Annotated in this window: 14 protein-coding genes; all 14 read left to right on the top strand. The window is 51.8% G+C overall.

The window, feature by feature from the left end; all coding sequences use genetic code 11:
- Window positions 1-19: 19 nt before the first annotated feature.
- The gene (locus BM035_RS00145; protein ID WP_092029721.1) at window positions 20-1,132 is read left to right on the top strand and encodes a GNAT family N-acetyltransferase; all 1,113 of its coding nucleotides are present in this window, start codon (window positions 20-22) and stop codon (window positions 1,130-1,132) included.
- Entirely contained in the window at window positions 1,129-2,349 is a 1,221-nt protein-coding gene (locus BM035_RS00140) for a TIGR03087 family PEP-CTERM/XrtA system glycosyltransferase (protein ID WP_092029720.1), read from the top strand. The genes BM035_RS00145 and BM035_RS00140 overlap by 4 nt, the downstream gene beginning before the upstream one ends.
- Complete coding sequence (locus BM035_RS00135; protein ID WP_254775320.1) at window positions 2,346-2,963, top strand: acyltransferase; 618 nt, start codon at window positions 2,346-2,348, stop codon at window positions 2,961-2,963. The genes BM035_RS00140 and BM035_RS00135 overlap by 4 nt, the downstream gene beginning before the upstream one ends.
- Window positions 2,960-5,428 (top strand): RIFT barrel domain-containing protein, encoded by a 2,469-nt coding sequence (locus BM035_RS00130; protein ID WP_092029718.1) that lies wholly within the window; start codon window positions 2,960-2,962, stop codon window positions 5,426-5,428. Before BM035_RS00135 ends, BM035_RS00130 begins: the two co-directional genes overlap by 4 nt.
- A gap of 9 nt (window positions 5,429-5,437) precedes the next feature.
- Window positions 5,438-6,382, top strand: a complete 945-nt coding sequence (locus tag BM035_RS00125) for a glycosyltransferase (RefSeq protein WP_092029716.1) — start codon at window positions 5,438-5,440, stop codon at window positions 6,380-6,382.
- Entirely contained in the window at window positions 6,379-7,506 is a 1,128-nt protein-coding gene (locus tag BM035_RS00120; protein ID WP_092029715.1) for a glycosyltransferase, read from the top strand. Before BM035_RS00125 ends, BM035_RS00120 begins: the two co-directional genes overlap by 4 nt.
- Complete coding sequence (locus BM035_RS00115) at window positions 7,499-8,482, top strand: WalW protein (RefSeq protein ID WP_092029713.1); 984 nt, start codon at window positions 7,499-7,501, stop codon at window positions 8,480-8,482. The genes BM035_RS00120 and BM035_RS00115 overlap by 8 nt, the downstream gene beginning before the upstream one ends.
- The gene (locus tag BM035_RS00110; RefSeq protein ID WP_092029711.1) at window positions 8,475-9,527 is read left to right on the top strand and encodes a FemAB family XrtA/PEP-CTERM system-associated protein; all 1,053 of its coding nucleotides are present in this window, start codon (window positions 8,475-8,477) and stop codon (window positions 9,525-9,527) included. The genes BM035_RS00115 and BM035_RS00110 overlap by 8 nt, the downstream gene beginning before the upstream one ends.
- A gap of 11 nt (window positions 9,528-9,538) precedes the next feature.
- Entirely contained in the window at window positions 9,539-11,470 is a 1,932-nt protein-coding gene (asnB, locus tag BM035_RS00105; RefSeq protein WP_092029709.1) for an asparagine synthase (glutamine-hydrolyzing), read from the top strand.
- Window positions 11,471-11,494: 24 nt separating this feature from the next.
- Window positions 11,495-12,661 (top strand): glycosyltransferase family 4 protein, encoded by a 1,167-nt coding sequence (locus BM035_RS00100; RefSeq protein ID WP_092029708.1) that lies wholly within the window; start codon window positions 11,495-11,497, stop codon window positions 12,659-12,661.
- Window positions 12,658-13,533, top strand: a complete 876-nt coding sequence (locus BM035_RS00095) for a glycosyltransferase family A protein (RefSeq protein WP_092029706.1) — start codon at window positions 12,658-12,660, stop codon at window positions 13,531-13,533. Before BM035_RS00100 ends, BM035_RS00095 begins: the two co-directional genes overlap by 4 nt.
- A gap of 145 nt (window positions 13,534-13,678) precedes the next feature.
- Window positions 13,679-14,968, top strand: a complete 1,290-nt coding sequence (locus tag BM035_RS00090) for an O-antigen ligase family protein (RefSeq protein ID WP_092029704.1) — start codon at window positions 13,679-13,681, stop codon at window positions 14,966-14,968.
- 360 nt (window positions 14,969-15,328) lie between these two features.
- Window positions 15,329-15,949, top strand: a complete 621-nt coding sequence (locus tag BM035_RS00080) for an FkbM family methyltransferase (protein ID WP_092029700.1) — start codon at window positions 15,329-15,331, stop codon at window positions 15,947-15,949.
- 89 nt (window positions 15,950-16,038) lie between these two features.
- A complete protein-coding gene (locus BM035_RS00075) occupies window positions 16,039-17,292 on the top strand; it encodes an IS256 family transposase (protein ID WP_011783528.1) in 1,254 nt (417 codons plus the stop codon).
- Window positions 17,293-17,670: the final 378 nt, after the last annotated feature.

The raw sequence follows: 17,670 nt of genomic DNA, 5'->3' as shown, positions 1-17,670 counted from the left end.
GCATGGAGTTAAGCCACTAATGCAAGCTGCGAGTCTTACCGAACTATGCTGCGAAGAGAGCAGCATTGAGCCAGAAGAACTTGCTGAAGAATGGCGGGATCTCGAGCAGTGGGCCAGCAACACCGTATTCCTTTCATGGCAATGGATTGGAGTGTGGCTATCTGTTTTCCAACCCAAAGCCAAAGTGCTGCGGGTTACACAGGGTACCCGGCTTGTTGGTTTGGGCATTGTAGTACGGTCGATTGAGCGTAGACATGCCGTTCTTCGCTCTCGGTGTTTGTACCTGCATCAGACCGGTTTGGAGTCGGAGGACCAGATCTGGATCGAATACAATGGATTTCTCTCAGGCCGGGGGTATGAGTCCGCCGTGGCGGTAGCGTGCCTGAACCATCTCAAACGGAGAGAGCCCGATTGGGATGAATTTGTTATCGGCGCAGCCGATGAAAATTACGTGCAGTCGGTATCAGAGGCTTCAGGTCTAGTTTCCCATGTTCGCTGGGAAGCGCCCTGTTTTGGTATTGATCTGTCCTCTCTCAGATCCAGTGGGCAAAGTTATCTCGATTCGTTATCTGCAAACAGTAGGCACCAGATTCGTCGCAGTCTCAGGCTTTACGAGCAAATTGGCGCCGTAACGTTGGTGCGACCAAAAACTCACGAAGAAGCTGATCTTGTATGGGGTTCAATCGCGCCATACCACCTCGCACGGTGGGGTGATAAAACGGGAGAAAGCGGGTTCGCCAACCCGGACTTCGTGCGGTTCCACCAAAGCTTCATCAGGACTAACTGGAAGGCCGGTGCAGTGGATTTGATCGTGCTCAAGGCAGGCGAAGAGGTCATCGCAATCTTTTACAACTTTCTCTACCGGAACCGGATCTACTTCTACCTTGCAGGCATCCGATCGGAGACGGACAACCGGCTGAAACCCGGTATGCTCGGCCACGCGCTCTGCGTAGAGGATTATCTCGATCGCGGTTACGACTTTTACGACTTCATGGGCGGAGAAGAAAGATACAAGCGCCAACTGGGTGTTCGACATCAATACCTGGTTCGCGCTGGACTACAGAGAGATCGCTGGAAACTCCGCGCTGAGCGAGCCGCAAGAACCATAAAGAATCGCTGGGAATTGATGTGAAGATCGTTGTTCTGTCCCACCGGATACCATTCCCCGCAAACAAGGGTGAAAAAATCCGAACGTTTCATCAGATCCAGTATCTGGCTGACTGCGGCCATGAAATAACGGTTCTTGCGCCTTATGAGCATGCCGAAGAAATCAGCTACGGCAAAGCGCTGGAAGAGCGCCTGAAAATAAAAACAATCATGTTTCCGCTTCGGCCCAAGTGGCTGAGGCTGGCGCGGGGTTTGGTAACAAACGACGCTTTGACACTCTCGTATTTTTACAGCGCCGGACTGCAAAAAACTTTCGACAGGCTGGTGAGTTCCGGAGATTACGATACAGTGCTGTGCACCGGCTCCGCCATGGCGCCTTATGTTTTCCGAAATCCTGAATTAACAGGGCGGGACAAACCAGTGCCGCTTCGTTTGATTATGGACTTTATGGATCTCGACTCCGATAAATGGCGGCAGTATCAGGCAAGTTCCCGCTTACCAATGAAACTGGTGTATGGGCGGGAGGCGAGGCTCATCAACCGGGTAGAATTGAGAAGCTACCAACGGTTTGACGAATGTTTCTTTATTTCGGCGAACGAGGTGGATCTCTTCTCCATGCAGCTGCCTGAAAACCGGAAACTGAGTGTGCTTGGTAACGGGATAAATACCAGTTCTTTTTTCCCGGTCCGCGAGGAGGACGCTGCCCGTAAACCGACGTTTTTGTTCACAGGCGTCATGAATTACAAACCAAACGAAGATGCCGTCCTCTGGTTTGTCGATGTGCTTTGGGAACGAATAAGAGCAGAATGGCCGGATGCAGAGTTCATTATTGCCGGCATGGACCCGAGTTCCAGAATAAAGCAGCTGGGAAAATTGCCCGGCATTACCGTTACCGGTTTAGTGGAGGATATCGTGCCTTTTTATCAGAAAGCCGACATCTTCGTAGCGCCGTTTCGGATTGCCCGGGGTGTGCAGAATAAAATACTTCAGGCTCTGGCATGTGGCCTTCCGGTTATAACAACCCGCCTCGGGTTGGAAGGAATTAATGCAACCCCGGGAGAAGACATTCTTGTAGCCGATACTGAACAAGAATTCTTTGAGGCCATAAAAAAGATTCTTGAAACAGAAACGCTCTACAACAGCTTGTCGCTGAACGGTGTCGAGCTCATCCAGCGGGAATACAGCTGGGACAGTGTGCTACAGGGTCTTGCCAAGGCAATAGAAGTAAAGGATTGCGCGTGACGGGTATTACGGAAATCGCAAAGAAAACAATCAGGATTGGGGCGCTCATTGTTGTGAGCCCGTTGGTTGTTCTCTACTGGTTGTTACGCCCTGTCAGCCGGGAGGACAGCCTGTTCGCCGGATTTTCCCAAACCGTGTCCCTGTTTCCGGGGCTGCTGGGCAGTTATCTCAGAATCGCTTTCTACCGCTGTGCCATGAGCCATTGCGCGAACGACAGCTATATTGGGTTTGGCACCCTGTTCTCCCACCGTGATACCGAACTGCACAGCGGCATCTATATCGGGCCTCAATGCAACATCGGCTTATCCGTAATCCACCGTAACTGCCTTCTCGGGAGCGGCGTTCACCTTTTGAGTGGCAAAAACCAGCACCGTTTTGATGATCCGGATACCCCGGTTCGCCTGCAGGGCGGGGAGTTCACCAAAATATCCCTTGGCGAAAATACCTGGGTTGGCAATGGCGCCATCATCATGGCGAACGTTGGCAGGGATTGTATTATCGGTGCAGGCACTGTGGTTACCAACGACATTCCCCCCGGGTCAATCGTAGCGGGCAACCCCGGTAAAGTCGTTCGGAGCCGATACGCTGAATCAACAAAGGGGGCCACGACATGACGGCTGGCTCCGGCGTATTTGCAGGCACGGTGAATAACCCCCACAACCTTTTGCAATGGCTGCGTTTTGGCCTTCCGGTTGAGAAAGGTGTGTGTGAGGATGCGCAGTACCTTGAGTTGGCATCCGAAAGCGGGGACAAAATCGACGCAGAGTTCAGCACCATAACCCGATGGCACGACGGCTCCGTTAAATGGGTTCTGGTGGATCTTGTCGGAGAAATGTCCGGCGCCGTCTTTCTTCAGCAAACCGGAGGATCGGGGCAGGGCCGGGCGAGGCAGCATCCGGCCTCATCTATTGAAGGGGATTTTGCCGGTGAGAAATGCCGGTTTTCTCTCGGTAATGACATCAAGGCAGAATTGTTGATATCTGTTGAGGGCGCTGAACGTCGACTGAAGCTGGCACAAAACCAGGTTGAGCGGAGAAGGCTAAGTGCCGACTACCGGTGGGTGTTCGAGGTTGAGGGCATTCGTGATCTGGAGGTCTCCCTTCGTGTGACCGATGTGCCGGCAACCGGACACATCGAGCTCAAGCCAAGAGTGCATAACCGCAGGGCCAGCCTACACCCCAATGGTTGCTGGGATCTGGGTGATCCCAATAGCCTCTACATTGACAGTTTCTCAGTGAAAGTAACCAACCCGAGGGCTTCCGACACCAGACTGGAACTCCGGGATTTGGCATCGCATCCGGCGTTTGAGCGGTCCTACCCCGAGGGAGTTTTGGTCCAGTATGGCAGTGGCGGAAAACACTGGGATTCGCCGGTTCATGTTGACAAGAATAGCCAGTCAACCGTGCCCGAGCGTGGCTTCAAGCTCTTTGATAACGAGGGTGGGCACCTGGCCCAGGGTTTACGTGCCAGCCCGCTTGTTCGGTTCGACAACCCGAGCGCCCGGAGATACCTGATCCCCGGCCACTTCTGGGAAAACTTTCCATCCTCTCTTGAAGTAAAAGCCAGAGAGACTTCCTGGCGGCTATTTCCCAGGGAAACCGAGTTGCAGCCTGGAGAGGCCAAAACATGGCAATGTGATATCGGGTTTACGGTTCCCTGTGCCAGTTTCACCTACGATCCTGACTATATCGACCACACCGGCGTGATTCTGGGGCGCAGGGTAGTTGCAACCAGTGAGCTCACCGACCTGCTGGATAACAACCTTTCAGGGCCTGGTTCGTTTAAAGAAAAACGTGAAGTCTGTGATGAATACGGCTGGCGGAATTTCGGCGAGCTCTACGCCGATCATGAAGCTCTGAATTCGTCTGACGAAGAAATCTTCGTCTCCCATTACAACAACCAGTACGACCCGATACTGGGATTTTCATTAAGGTATCTGGCCACCGGAGACCAGCGGTGGCATCAACTGGCGTGCGATCTGGCGCAACATGTGGTCGATATCGACATCTATAAAACCGATCAGGACAAAGCGGAATACAACAACGGCCTCTTCTGGCATACGGATCATTATCTGCCAGCGCTTACCGCCACTCATCGTACCTACTCGAAAGACCATCAGTACGCCTATGAAGGGCACCAAGGCGGTGGGGGACCGGGCGGCCAGCACTGCTATCCTTCGGGGCTTGCTCTACGATACCTCCTGTCTGGCGACGATACATTCAAGTATGCGGCCATCGGGCTGAGCCAATGGGTGCGCTGTTTCTATAATGGCTCACCGACGGTACTTGGCCGGTTGCACAGATTGCTCACGGTCGATCTTAAAGCCGGACAAATGACTAACGTCGGCTACATGGAGGAAGGGTACAAATACCCCCTTGACCGGGGCACAGGCAATTATCTCAGTGCCCTCATCGATGCCTTCCTGATCGAGGGCGATGGCGGTTTGCTGGATGAAATGCATCGCATCATCATCGAAACATTGTCTCCGGATGATGATCTTGCGGCCCGGGATCTGGCGAACGTTGAGGAGCATTGGTTCTACATCGTATTCCTGCAATCACTTGCCAGGTACCTCCTGCTCAAGGAGCAACTCGAACAGCCGGATCATCATTATGCCTATGCCCGCCATTCTTTCCTGCACTACGCCGAATGGGTGCTGAAGTACGAAGAGACCTACCTCTCCAATCCGGATGCCCTTGAGTTCCCAACGGATACCTGGGCTGCACAGGATTTAAGAAAGGCCAACGTGCTGTATTACGGAGCCTATTTCAATCCGGCAAGGGCAGAAGCTTTCCGGCGACGGGCAGACCTGTTCTGGGACTATTGTGTAAAAACGCTTGGAGAGTCTCCTGAAGCCCATACCACCAGAATTCAGGCGATCGTAGCTCAGAATCTGGGTGTTCGTGAGTGGTGTCTGGAACGCGACAGTTCGCCATACCCGCTGATGCCGCTAGAGCAGGTAAGGGTAAGTAAATCAGGCATCAGGCAGCGTTTTTTGCGGGATCTCCGGAAGATCCTGCGGGACTTTTCGATAACCAACGAAATCGAGTGGCTCAAGGGCCGCGTGAGCGGTCGATGAGGGGGACAAATGGATACCGTTGATTTTGTAATCCCCCACATGGGTCGCCCGGAAATGCTCCAGGAAACCGTTCGGACCATTCTGGCCCAGAGCCGAATCGAGCAGGTGGAAAGTATAACCGTGGTCACGAAAAACGAGCATCGGCTACCGCTCGTGGAACACGATAAACTGAACATTCTGTACGCGCCCGATGCAGCGTCCATCTCTGACCAGAGGAATCGTGGCGTGGCAGCCGGGCGTGCGCCCCTGGTTGCGTTTCTGGATGCCGATATCGGCCTGGCAGAAGACTGGCTGGAAGTCTGCGCCGGCCTGCTGGCAGAAAAAAGCGACCGGGTGTTGGTCAGCGCCATGCAGAAAAACTCAAAAAGCGCCGGCCGGGTAGAACGTCTCAGAACAGCGCTCAGCAATGTCAGTCTGGATGAGCCTGTTCAGTTTCTGCCCGGCCGAAACCTTCTGGTAAAACGTTCGGCCCACGAGCAGGTTGGGGGCTTTCCCGAGCACCTGCAAACCTGTGAGGATTATTTCTATACCGAACAACTATCTCGGCTGGGCGAGCTTTATTACACCTCACGCACTCACTATGTGCACCTGGGCGAAGATAAATCACTGCGGCAAACGTTTACCAAGGAAATCTGGCGCTCTGAATACAACCTTCTCTCGCTGGCCGGTCGCACGGTGCCGCTCAGAGAATGGCCGAGTATTTTGTTGCCGTTCTGGATGGTGCTTGGGTTTGTTGTGCTTGTTGCCGGTACGTATTCGCGGCCATTTGGGGCTGCAGGCGCGATCATGCTGATTGTGCCGGCCTGTCTCTATAGCGCAAGGTTGTATGCCAAGCCATCAAACGACCAGCCGCTGCCGTTTCTGCTACTTTTTTATACAGTGTATTTTCTGGCCCGCGCAGCAGGTACTGTTAAGGGTACACGGCTTTTGCTGAAGAGGAAGCTCACGGAATGAGTATCAGGGTTCTGCAGTTCATCTGTCCTACGGGGTATTACGGTGCCGAGCGCTGGATCAACGCCTTGGTCTCGGCGAATAGGGATGATGCTATTGAATACCATATCGCAATCACGGATGAACCCGAATCGTCTGATGAGGTGCTCACACGCTCAATACTGCCCGAAGGCCAGAAGCACCGCCTCAGAATGTCCTCCAAATTCGACCTTCTGGCCATAGTCCGGCTTGCCCGGCTGCTCAAAGAGCGGCAGATAGATATCATCCATACCCACGGCTATAAATCAGACATCGTCGGAGTTGTCGCCGCAAGGTTGGCGGGCGTGCGGTCTGTATGCACGCCTCACGGCTTTGAAAATGCCGAAGACACCCGCCTGAAAGCCTACATGTGGCTCGGGGGGAAGGCCTTCCACTGGTTTGACTTGGTTTGCCCCCTGTCTGAAGATATCGAAAAAACCGTCTTGCGCGATTACGGCGTTGATTCCCGATCCGTTCGTTTGATCAATAACGGCGTGGACCTGGCGGAGGTTGAATCGGCAATCGCTGACCCGAAAACTCTCGATGCCTCGGACTTCACCATTGGCTACATCGGCCAGTTAATCAGCCGCAAGAACTTGCCGGCAACCCTTGAAGCCTTTGCCTTGTTTCATGGCGACCACCCGAATACCCGTCTGGTGTTAATTGGTGATGGTGAGGAAAAGCCGTGCCTCATGGAGCAGGCCAGGGAGCTGGGTCTGTCAGATTCGGTGGGTTTTCTCGGCTTCCGGGACGATCGCCTTCAGCTTCTGCCGACCTTTGATGTCTTTGCACTCACCTCATCCCTGGAAGGAATCCCCCGCTGCCTGATGGAAGCCATGGCTGCAAACGTTTGCGTTACCGCCTTCGACATTCCCGGCGTTGATGTACTCGTGAAGCAGGATGAAACCGGCGTACTGGTTCCTTTTGGCGACGCTCGCGCTTTGGCGAGGGCATGGGCTCATCTGATGCAAAACCCCGCCACAAGGACAAGACTGGCTGAAGCTGGCCGATCCTGGGTTTATTCCAGGTTCTCAGCTGCAGCTATGGCGGAGGAGTATGCTGCGTTGTTCAAGAACCTGAGCGCAAAACAGGTGGTCAGCAATGCGTAAAGTCTACTTCGTGCTCAGTGTGGACACCGAAGAAGAGTGGGATTGGGATGGCCCCTTTCCGAACAAGGTTATCTCCGTCGAAAACGTGGACCATCTTCCGGTATTCCAGGGCCAGCTGAACGATCTGGGCCTCAAGACCAGCTATTTCCTGGATTACGCGGTCATGGAAAATGCCCATGCACGGGGCCTGCTGGCGGATCTCTACCGGAGCAATCCCGGGATCGAATTCGGGGCTCATCTTCACCCCTGGGTAACGCCACCCATCGTACCGGTTGAATCGGAGGCCGACTCCCACATTGTCAATCTGCCCATCGACATTGTTTCGGAACAACTGAGATCCCTGACCAGCACGATCACCGAACTGACCGGCCGGCAACCTACGTCGTTTCGCTCCGGTCGTTGGGGTATTAACGATGACATCTTAAGGGCGCTGGCGAAGCAGGGCTACCTGGTGGATTCCAGCATCTACCCCTTTTACGAAAACGACTGGTTCAGTTGCGCTGAATACGACAGTTGGCCACTCGCCATGTCGCACCTGCAGACCAAGCCGGAACTCATCGAACTGCCGGTAACCGCCGGCTTCAACCACCGGCCCTTTACCAAAGCACAGCGCATGCACAAGACCTTAGAGCAGCCGGCCTGGGCACGATTCCATGTTATCGGCGTGCTATGGGCGCTTATGCTGCACCGGAAAATCTACCTTAGCCCGGAACTTTCAACCAGCCGCGACATGATTGCCCTGTGCAAAGAAATGCTTCAGGCGGAATGCCCGGTGATCCACATGTATTTGCACAGTTCCAGCCTTCTGCCGGGTTCAACTCGCTATGTTCAGTCCGAGAGGGACAAGAACCGGCTTGTGAAACGCATAGAGAGCGTGGTCAGCTTCCTCCGTTCACAATGCGAGGTGGAACCAGTGGCCATCACTGAGGCGGCTCTTCGCCTGAGGGAAGAGGGGGCTCTCAAAAACCATGGCTGAGGCAGCGCTGATTGATTATCAGGAACGGGACAACTGGAACGAATTTGTTGCCGGCGCAGAGTCAGCGACTCCATACCACAGATTCGAATGGATGGAAGCCATAGAAATTGCCTACGGCCATAAACCCTATCCGATTGGTGTGAAGCAAGAAGGTAAGATCGTTGCCGTATTGCCGTTGATACTCATGGAACAGCCCCTGACCCGGAAAAAAGCCCTGGTCAGTTTGCCATTTTGTGATCTCGGCGGGGCCGTGGGTGCAGGGGCCCACGTCGAGCTACTGAGCAAAAAAGCCAGGGAGTTGGCAGACTCCTTGGCCGCCCGCGAACTCGAAGTTCGCCAGAGAGAAGGTCAGGGCATGGGCTTTGATTTCGACACCCTGGCGTCGGAGGTTGGCAACCAGAAAGTCAGTATGATTCTGGAGCTGGAATCCGGCAGCGAGAAGCAACTGGCCGCCTTCAAACCGAAGCTGCGAAGCCAGATAAAAAAAGCCATGAAAAACGGCTGTACTACAGAGCTCGGCAACAATGAGAAGCTGGTTGAGGATTTCTACCACGTATTTAGCCGCAATATGCATGCGCTTGGTTCGCCCGTGCACAGCAAGGACCTGTTCCATGCCATTTGTAAGGCCTTTGCTGATCAGGCCGTTGTTGCCGTAACTTATTTCGAAGGCGAAGTGGCAGCCGGGGGCATTGTGCTGAAAAACGGTAAGAATGCTGCCATTCCCTGGGCCTCGTCGCTCTCCGAGTACAACCGGCTGGCGCCCAACATGCTGCTGTACTGGGAGCTCCTGGCACACTGCGCCGATAACGGCATCACAACCTTTGATTTTGGTCGGTCTACATTTGGTGAGGGCACCTTCCGGTTCAAGAAGCAGTGGGGCGCGCAGCCCTATCTATTGTCTTGGAAGGACTGGATGGAGCATAACGTAAGCGGTACCAGTGCACCGGGGAGAATCAGGCCCATGCTCGAGAGCGCCTGGCGCCGTCTTCCCCTGGGGCTGGTTAATGTACTCGGACCACTTGTGCGAAAGCACATTCGTTTATAGGGATTGTTAACGTGTGCGGTATAGCAGGATTCACAACCTCTCATGAGTCTGACAGCCATCTAAAAGTGGCCAGGGCCATGGTGGAGTCGATACGCCACCGGGGGCCAGATGCCCAGGCAGTGCAGCAATTCAACGGCGCGGTGCTGGGCCATGCCCGGTTGAGTATCATTGATCTTTCCGAAGCCGGTAATCAGCCCTTTGTCTCCGACGATGGCCGCTATGCCCTGGTGTTCAACGGCGAGATCTACAACTTCAAAACCCTGCGCAATAAACTTGAAAGCCAGGGTGTGCGGTTCCGCACCCAAACCGATACCGAGGTGGTACTCGCGTTGTTGGCCAGGGAAGGCATGGGCGCCATCGAGCAACTGAACGGCATGTTTGCCATTGCCTTCTGGGACAATGACGCCGGCACCCTCGATTTGATTCGGGACCGGATTGGCAAAAAACCACTGTACTACACCGAACAGGACGGCCAAATGCTGTTCGCATCAGAGCTCAAAGCCCTGCTCCAGTGCCCGAACGTACCCCGGGAAATCCGCCCGGATGCGGTTTACGATTTCTTTGCCTACCAGTACGTACCCGACCCGAAAACCATCTTCAAAAACATCTACAAACTGGAGCCGGGCAGCCACTTGCACCGCACTAGCGCCGGTAAGACAACGCTGCGCCGCTACTGGTCACCGGAAATGGGCGAGCCTGAGTCCCTGAGCATGGAAGATGCCAAAGGCCAACTGCTGGATTTACTGGAAGATGCCACCAGGCAACGCATGATCAGTGACGTGCCGTTGGGCGCCTTTTTGAGTGGCGGAGTGGATTCAAGCGGTGTAGTCGCCATGATGGCGAAGGGCGGCCATACCGTAACCACCTGCTCAATCGGTTTTAAAGAGAAAGACTTCAACGAAACCGAATTCGCACAGGCCGTGGCCAACCAGTACCGGACCGATCATCGGGAACACACGGTGGAGGACGGCGTTGCGGAACGCCTGCTGGATATCTGCCGGTTCCTGGATGAGCCTTTTGCAGATTCATCCCTGGTGCCGACCTTTCTGGTCTCTGAACTCGCCAGGAAAGACGTAACCGTTGCCCTGACAGGGGACGGCGGCGACGAAATCTTTGCCGGCTACGAAAAATACGCCACCGACTGGAGAGAGAACCAGCTGCGGAACAAGTTTCCCTCATCTGTGCGGGCGGTTATGGGCGATCTGGCCCCCGCTCTGCGGAAAATACCCGGCACATTCCTGCGCCGTGCAAGTTCATTGATGCACAGCCTCAGCCTGGACCCGGCAAAGGCCTTCTATGTAACCAATACCTTCATTGATGATCACATCTGGCAGTTCCTGCTGAACGAGGATTTCCGAAAGGACCTTGCGGATTACCATCCCAGTGAACTCACTGAGCAGGTGTACAACCAGTGTGACTCCGAAGACCATCTGGCAAAAATTCTGTATACCGACATGCGAACCTTCCTGCCGGGCGACATACTGGTAAAAGCAGACCGCATGAGCATGGCCAATTCCCTCGAACTACGGTCGCCACTGCTGGATTACCGCATCATCGAGTTCGCCAACCGCCTTCCGTCCGAGTTGAAATTCAACAAGGGCGACAAAAAGATTGTGCTGCGCGAGGCGCTCGAGCCGCTGCTGCCGCCGGAGATTCTGAACCGCAAAAAAATGGGCTTCTCCACGCCTCTGGCGGCCTGGTTCCGAGGGGAATTGAAGTCCATTGCCGAAGCCCATTTTTTTGAGAAAGGGCAAGGCCTGAGCCAGGTGTTCCGCAAAGACCACATAAGATTGCTATGGGACCAGCACCAGAGAGGATTGTTCGATCATTCCCCGGTGCTCTGGAGTATGCTGATGTATGAAATCTGGTGGCAGAATTACATGGCAGGGAGCGAGGCCCGAACGCCTCAAACGGAAACACCGGTCGCTCTGGCCACCTGTTAACAGCTCACGCTCTGGATTGATTGAATGTCGATATTATTACTCAGCGAAATTTTCCCGCCCCGCCATGGGGGCAGTGGCCGCTGGTTTTATGAACTCTACCGAAGGCTTGAGCCGGGCACGGTAACCATCGTGACACAGGATAATGCCGATTCGGCTGATCAAAGGGTGGATGCAGAATTCCCCCAGCGCATACACAGGACCGCAATGGCATCACCAAGCTGGGGCCTGTTGAGCGTCACCGGACTCGTTTTTTACGCGCGGACTCTGATGCGTATTCTGCGATTGAAACCTTCGGGTTTAAGCCAGATCCACTGTGGGCGCACCATCCCGGAAGGATTCATAGGCCTCCTTCTGGCCAGACTGCTGCGCAAACCGCTGTTGTGTTACGTGCACGGTGAGGATATTGAAGTGGCGCGCACAAGCCGGGAGCTTACCTGGATAGTGAATCGAGTTTTGCGTGGCGCCGACCGGCTTATTTGCAACAGCCAGAATACCAAGTCACTCCTTATGGAGCATTGGCATGTGCCGGCCAAAAAGATTGAAGTGATCAATCCGGGCGTTGACGAACAAACCTTCTGCCCCGCAGAGTCAGATCCGGCCTTCCGGGAAAAGGTTGGTTGGGACGATCGATTTGTTTGCCTCACAGTGGGTCGCCTCCAGCGCCGTAAAGGCCACGACAAAATGATCGAGGCTATTCCACATATCAAGGCGGAAATACCTAATATCCTATACGCCATTGTTGGGCAGGGCGATAACTACCCAAACCTGGTGGCCGAGGTAAAGAAACTTGGCCTTGAGCAGCATGTAAAGTTCCTGGATGAAATCGAGGACGAGGACCTGATCCGCTGCTACCAGCAGTGTGACGTTTTCATATTGCCGAACCGTTCAGACGGAAACGATATAGAGGGGTTTGGCATGGTATTGGTAGAAGCTCAAGCAGCCGGTAAACCGGTGATCGCTGGTAACTCTGGAGGTACCGCCGAAACGATGAAAGTGGGCAACACGGGAATGATTGTGGATTGCACCAGCCCAGAGGCTATTGCGAAAGCCGTTAATTCATTAAAGGAAGAAATGGAGCAGGGGGCCTTTCAGCCAGACGCCTGCAGGCAGCATGTTCTCGAAAACCTGACCTGGGTAAAACATACCGAAAAAGCTAAAGCAGTATTTCAGCAGCATGGAGGCGGCCTATGACCGAATCCTATTCGGTGGTTACGTTCGCTTATAACGAAGAGAAAACCATTGCACAGACTATTCGCAGTATTCTGGTTAATTGCGACGACCGCCTGACAAAACTCACAGTCGTCGCCAATGGCTGCACGGATCAGACCGTCGAGGAAGCGAAAGCAGCCATGCAAGGCGCGGCGGTTGCCTGCGAAGTAGTCGAGTTGTCTCTCGGCGATAAGTGCAATGCCTGGAACGAGTATGTTTATCACCATTTGCCGAAAGCCGACATTCACTTTTTTGTCGACAGCGATGTAACCTTTACCGACCAGGCCTTCCCAAAACTATTTGAAAAGCTTATTAACTCCCCGACGAAGAATGCGGTAACCGGCTTACCCCAAACCGGTCGGAACGTAAGGCAATACATTGAATTGGCGACACGCTATTCCTGCCTTTTTGGGAATCTCTATGGACTCAAAAACGAGTTCGTTCAACGCTTGGCGGAGCAGGGAATCCGCTTGCCGATTGGTCTGAGTTGGATAGACGCCCAAATCACCAAACTGGTAAACGACAACTTGGAATACCAAAAGGACGATTACCAGCCCCGGGTGACATTTGTGGAAGGCATTGGCTATCGGTTTGACAGCCTGAAACCGTGGAAGCCTGATGATATCCGCCTCTATATCAACCGCATATGCCGTTACAAAACAGGGCAGCTTCAGGAGCCCTACCTGGACGCATTGCCTTTTACCGAGTGGCCGGAAACTATGGACAGCATCAACAGCGATATCCTACAGAACGGTGTAAAGCTTGCTGCCTTGGGTAAAGTCGCGCCATTTCGGCATAAAGTGCTCAAAAGATTACGGAAAACGTTCAGTAGCCAGTCTGGGAGTCAGGCGTGAAAATACTTAACGTTCACAACGTTGGAAAAATGGGCGGGTCAGAGCGGATTACCCTCGATGTAATTCGTGGGCCGGGTAAGCATTCACACAAAAAAAATTTGGTCACTCCGAAAGAAGGCCCCTTTTTGGCTGCGGTAGAACCCTGATGGGAAAAATATTTCTAATTTTTTTATTAATACTTACTGCCTTCTCGTTATTCTTTGCCCCGTGGGTTTCTGGCGCGGCCTATTTTCTTAACTCCTTGCTTCAGCCCCAATATTTGTGGGACTGGGTCTTTGCAGGTATACCTGTTTTTAAGATAACGGCAGGAATGGCGATTATTGGCTTCCTTTCTCTTTTGGCAAAAAAAGACCTCAATTGGTCTGTGCTTAAGTCTAATCAAAGTATCTGTCTAATTATTATTTGGGTATGGATGCATTTATCCCACGCTTTTACATCCTATCCGGATGCTCCATCCGCAGTGCCTCCAGAACTGGTTTTGTCTACTGCAAATAGCATATTCATCATGTATTTTGTATTGTTAGGTCTGTGTAATAATGAAAAATCTCTGATCTATTTTTGTTACATATTTGTTATTGTCGGTCTATACTATATATATTGGTCTAACTCTGCGTATTTATCCGAGAGTTGGCATATGTTCAGAAACAATCGACTGCGAGGGCCTCTGGGAAGTCCGTATAGAGATGAAAATGCTCTTGCTTCATTGATTGTAGTTTGTTTGCCCTTTATTTTGCTGCTTGCATTCAAAGTAAGGAATAAGATGGCAAAGGCAATAACTATACTGGCCGTTCCACTAACCTGGCATTCACTTATCCTTTTTGGGTCACGTGGAGGGCTTGTCGCGACAATAATAGTTATTTTTGGGCTTGCCTATATAATGAAATCGAAGATGGTAAGCCTTCTTATATTTTCGGGTTTTGCTGTTTTTATGGTGTACCAAGGAGCGATTTTGTTGGATCGTACAACAGAGACGTTCAGCGGTGATCGAATCGCTTCGGAGCAGCCGATTAATCCCAGAATTGTTTCATGGGGAATAGCGCTGAAACTAATACCTGAATATCCCGTTTTCGGTGCAGGCGTCGAGAAATATCAAGCGGCTTCCCATAACCATTTTCCTGGTACTACAAGTAGTGTTGCTCACAATACTTTCTTCAACTTGTCGGTCAACACCGGATTGCTGACAGGATTACTCTTTTTGGCAATTATTTATATGAGCGTTAAAAGATTATTCTGGATTAGAGCTCAAAAATTAGATTTGAACGACGTCGCGTTTTACAGTTTAGCTTCTTCATCTTTGAGTATTCTGGGTTTTTTTATCTGTTCAATCTTTCTTGATTTGATAATATTTGAGCCATTCTATCTGGCGCTAGTAATCAATATGGTTTCTTGGGATATCATTCAGAAACGATCATTAGCACAATCACCAATAAGTTAACGAATAATGAATTTATAGAAAAGGAATGCCTGCAAGAGCTCAGTGTTAATTCCGAGGGGACCCACTTGCCTCAGCGGTATCGCGCTATTTTGGAGCCGGCAAGTCCACGTTCCACGCAACAGCGCTTCAAGTTCCTTCAGAATTTTGACCTCGACAATGTCCGAGGGCACATGGTGGTTATAAGCGGACAAAGCGTAACGCAGACGACCAGTCTTACGCTTCTTGCACTGGTACTCGGATTCGGAGAAAGCTCTCTGATCCCTGGCAGACACGAATAATATGCGGTAAGCCATAGAGTATTATCGCTGGATTTTGGGTCTTATTCAGAATTTTCTTACATTTATTTAAAAGGCTAAATATATGAAAATTGTAATAAGTAAAATCATAGTTCGGTATTTTAAGAATTGGCCACTGCTATGGAGACTTGTTCCAGTCATCCAGCAAAAAAGTAGAAGTTATTCCGGTAAAAATATTCCAAAAATCGTTCGCACCCGATATGGTTTTAAAATCAACGTGAATTTGGGTGATTTTATTGGAAGACACATTTATCTTCATGGTGATTATGAAGACTACGTCTCCCGTATTTTTTTAAAATTGCTTGAGCCTGGAAATAACGTTATTGATATAGGTGCCAATATTGGATATTTTTCATTATTATCATCGTCAATTGTAGGTAAAACTGGTCAAGTTTTTTCATTTGAGGCATCGCCCGCAATCTATAATCGACTCAAAAGCAATATTCAGCTTAATAATGTTGATAATGTTTATGCCTGTTCCAACGCGATAGGGGATGAAGAGTGTAATATAAAATTTTTTGAAGCGAATGATACACATCTTGGTCTTTCGTCACTTCGAGATCTAGGTCTACAGGACTCCAAAATAATCGACGTTAAAATGGTTACTCTTAATAAAATAGCTCCAGAATTTCCATTTATAAATTTAATTAAACGTCGAAGGTGCCGAAATGAAGAGTTATGGTGATTTCTGGTGTATGGAAGCAGGCTGAAAGGATGGCGTATCCTGTTGGTTGATCACCACCAAGATCACAACCAACAGAGGATGGATACGCCATGTCCAAGTCTAACCTGCATGCTCTTTCACAACCAGAGGCGACCACGAACGATCCCTTGCACGATCTGATCCGACAGGGTGCCCGTGACCTGATTGCGCGGGCTGTCGAGTCTGAGCTTCAGGGGCTACTGGATCAGTATGCCGATGTATTGACACCCGATGGTCGCAAGGCGGTAGTCCGAAACGGTCATTTACCAAAGCGAACCATTCAGACAGGCGTTGGAGATGTTGACGTTCAGGTGCCCAAGGTCCGGGACCGCAGCGGCTCCGGCATTCGCTTCAACAGTCAGCTCCTGCCACCGTATTTGAAGCGGGCCCAGAGTCTGGATGAACTCATCCCCTGGCTCTACCTGCGCGGTGTCTCCTCTGGCAATTTCCAGGAGGCCCTGAGTGCCTTGGTCGGCGAGCAGGCCAAGGGCCTGTCCGCCAACACGGTGTCACGGCTCAAGGCACGGTGGCTGAAGGAGCACGAGGATTGGCGTCGCCGTGACCTGGGCCAGAAGCGCTACGTCTACTGGTGGGCAGACGGTGTCTACAGCAATGTTCGTCTGGATGATCGACTTTGCCTGCTGGTGATTATCGGGGTCACAGAGCATGGCCACAAGGAGCTGGTCGCGGTGGAAGATGGCCACCGCGAGTCCGAAGCCAGCTGGCGAGAGCTGCTCACCGGCTTGCGTGAACGTGGCCTGGACAATGCGCCCAAGCTGGCCGTAGGCGACGGGGCTTTGGGCTTCTGGAAAGCGCTGAGCAAGGTGTTTCCGGATACCCGGCACCAGAGGTGCTGGGTTCACAAGACTGCCAACGTGCTGGACAAGCTGCCCAAGTCCGTACAGCCGAAGGTGAAGTCAGACCTGCATGAGATCTATCTGGCGGAGACCCGTGATGGCGCTCACAAAGCCTTTGACAGCACGTTAAGGCGATTCCGGGACAAGTACCCGAAGGCCATGGAAAACCTCGAAAAAGACCGGGATGAACTGCTGGCCTTTTACGATTTCCCGGCAGCGCACTGGATTCACTTGAGGACCACGAATCCCATTGAGTCCACCTTCGCCACAGTCAGGCTGAGGACCAAGCGAAGCCGGTCCTGTGGCAACCGCGACACTACGTTATCGATGGTATTTAAATTGCTCCAATCCGCCCAGAAACGCTGGAAGCGGATCAAGGGGTTTAACCAACTGAAGCTGGTCGTGAATAACGTTCAGTTTCGGGATGGAGAACGGGTGGATGATCAATCCGGCAGAGACGCCGCCTGATGCTCATACACCAGATTTGACAATAACTCCGAAATGAAGGTGTTTAGAGGAATTGAGTCAATTATCGACAGAGATTTTCCATTCATTATTTTTGAGGTTACTGACTATATGCTTAGAGAGCTTGGCTCAAGTAAATCTGAGTTATTGCGTTTCCTGGAGAATAAGAATTATTTACTTTATAAAATTTGCGATAAAACTTTATCATCGATACCAGAAAGGGAAGAGCAATTTAACGCAGTGGCAATTCCGATTACAAAATTGGAGGTAGCATCCTCCCTATCTTAAAATGTCGAAAACTAATTAGGTCGCGACATCAACGATAATACGTCCATCGCAACCACGGAGGATTCGGTTCCGCGACGCATGAGATTCACATTC

Origin of the sequence: Marinobacter sp. DSM 26671 (assembly GCF_900112835.1) — a bacterium.
GTDB lineage: Bacteria > Pseudomonadota > Gammaproteobacteria > Pseudomonadales > Oleiphilaceae > Marinobacter > Marinobacter flavimaris.
This window is presented reverse-complemented; position numbering and strand designations above follow the sequence as displayed.

Coding starts and splice junctions, on each gene's coding strand:
- BM035_RS00145 (WP_092029721.1), top strand. CDS start 20: ATGCAAGCTGCGAGTCTTACCGAACTATGCTGCGAAGAGAGCAGCATT.
- BM035_RS00130 (WP_092029718.1), top strand. CDS start 2,960: ATGACGGCTGGCTCCGGCGTATTTGCAGGCACGGTGAATAACCCCCAC.
- BM035_RS00125 (WP_092029716.1), top strand. CDS start 5,438: ATGGATACCGTTGATTTTGTAATCCCCCACATGGGTCGCCCGGAAATG.
- BM035_RS00120 (WP_092029715.1), top strand. CDS start 6,379: ATGAGTATCAGGGTTCTGCAGTTCATCTGTCCTACGGGGTATTACGGT.
- BM035_RS00115 (WP_092029713.1), top strand. CDS start 7,499: ATGCGTAAAGTCTACTTCGTGCTCAGTGTGGACACCGAAGAAGAGTGG.
- BM035_RS00110 (WP_092029711.1), top strand. CDS start 8,475: ATGGCTGAGGCAGCGCTGATTGATTATCAGGAACGGGACAACTGGAAC.
- BM035_RS00100 (WP_092029708.1), top strand. CDS start 11,495: ATGTCGATATTATTACTCAGCGAAATTTTCCCGCCCCGCCATGGGGGC.
- BM035_RS00095 (WP_092029706.1), top strand. CDS start 12,658: ATGACCGAATCCTATTCGGTGGTTACGTTCGCTTATAACGAAGAGAAA.
- BM035_RS00090 (WP_092029704.1), top strand. CDS start 13,679: ATGGGAAAAATATTTCTAATTTTTTTATTAATACTTACTGCCTTCTCG.
- BM035_RS00080 (WP_092029700.1), top strand. CDS start 15,329: ATGAAAATTGTAATAAGTAAAATCATAGTTCGGTATTTTAAGAATTGG.
- BM035_RS00075 (WP_011783528.1), top strand. CDS start 16,039: ATGTCCAAGTCTAACCTGCATGCTCTTTCACAACCAGAGGCGACCACG.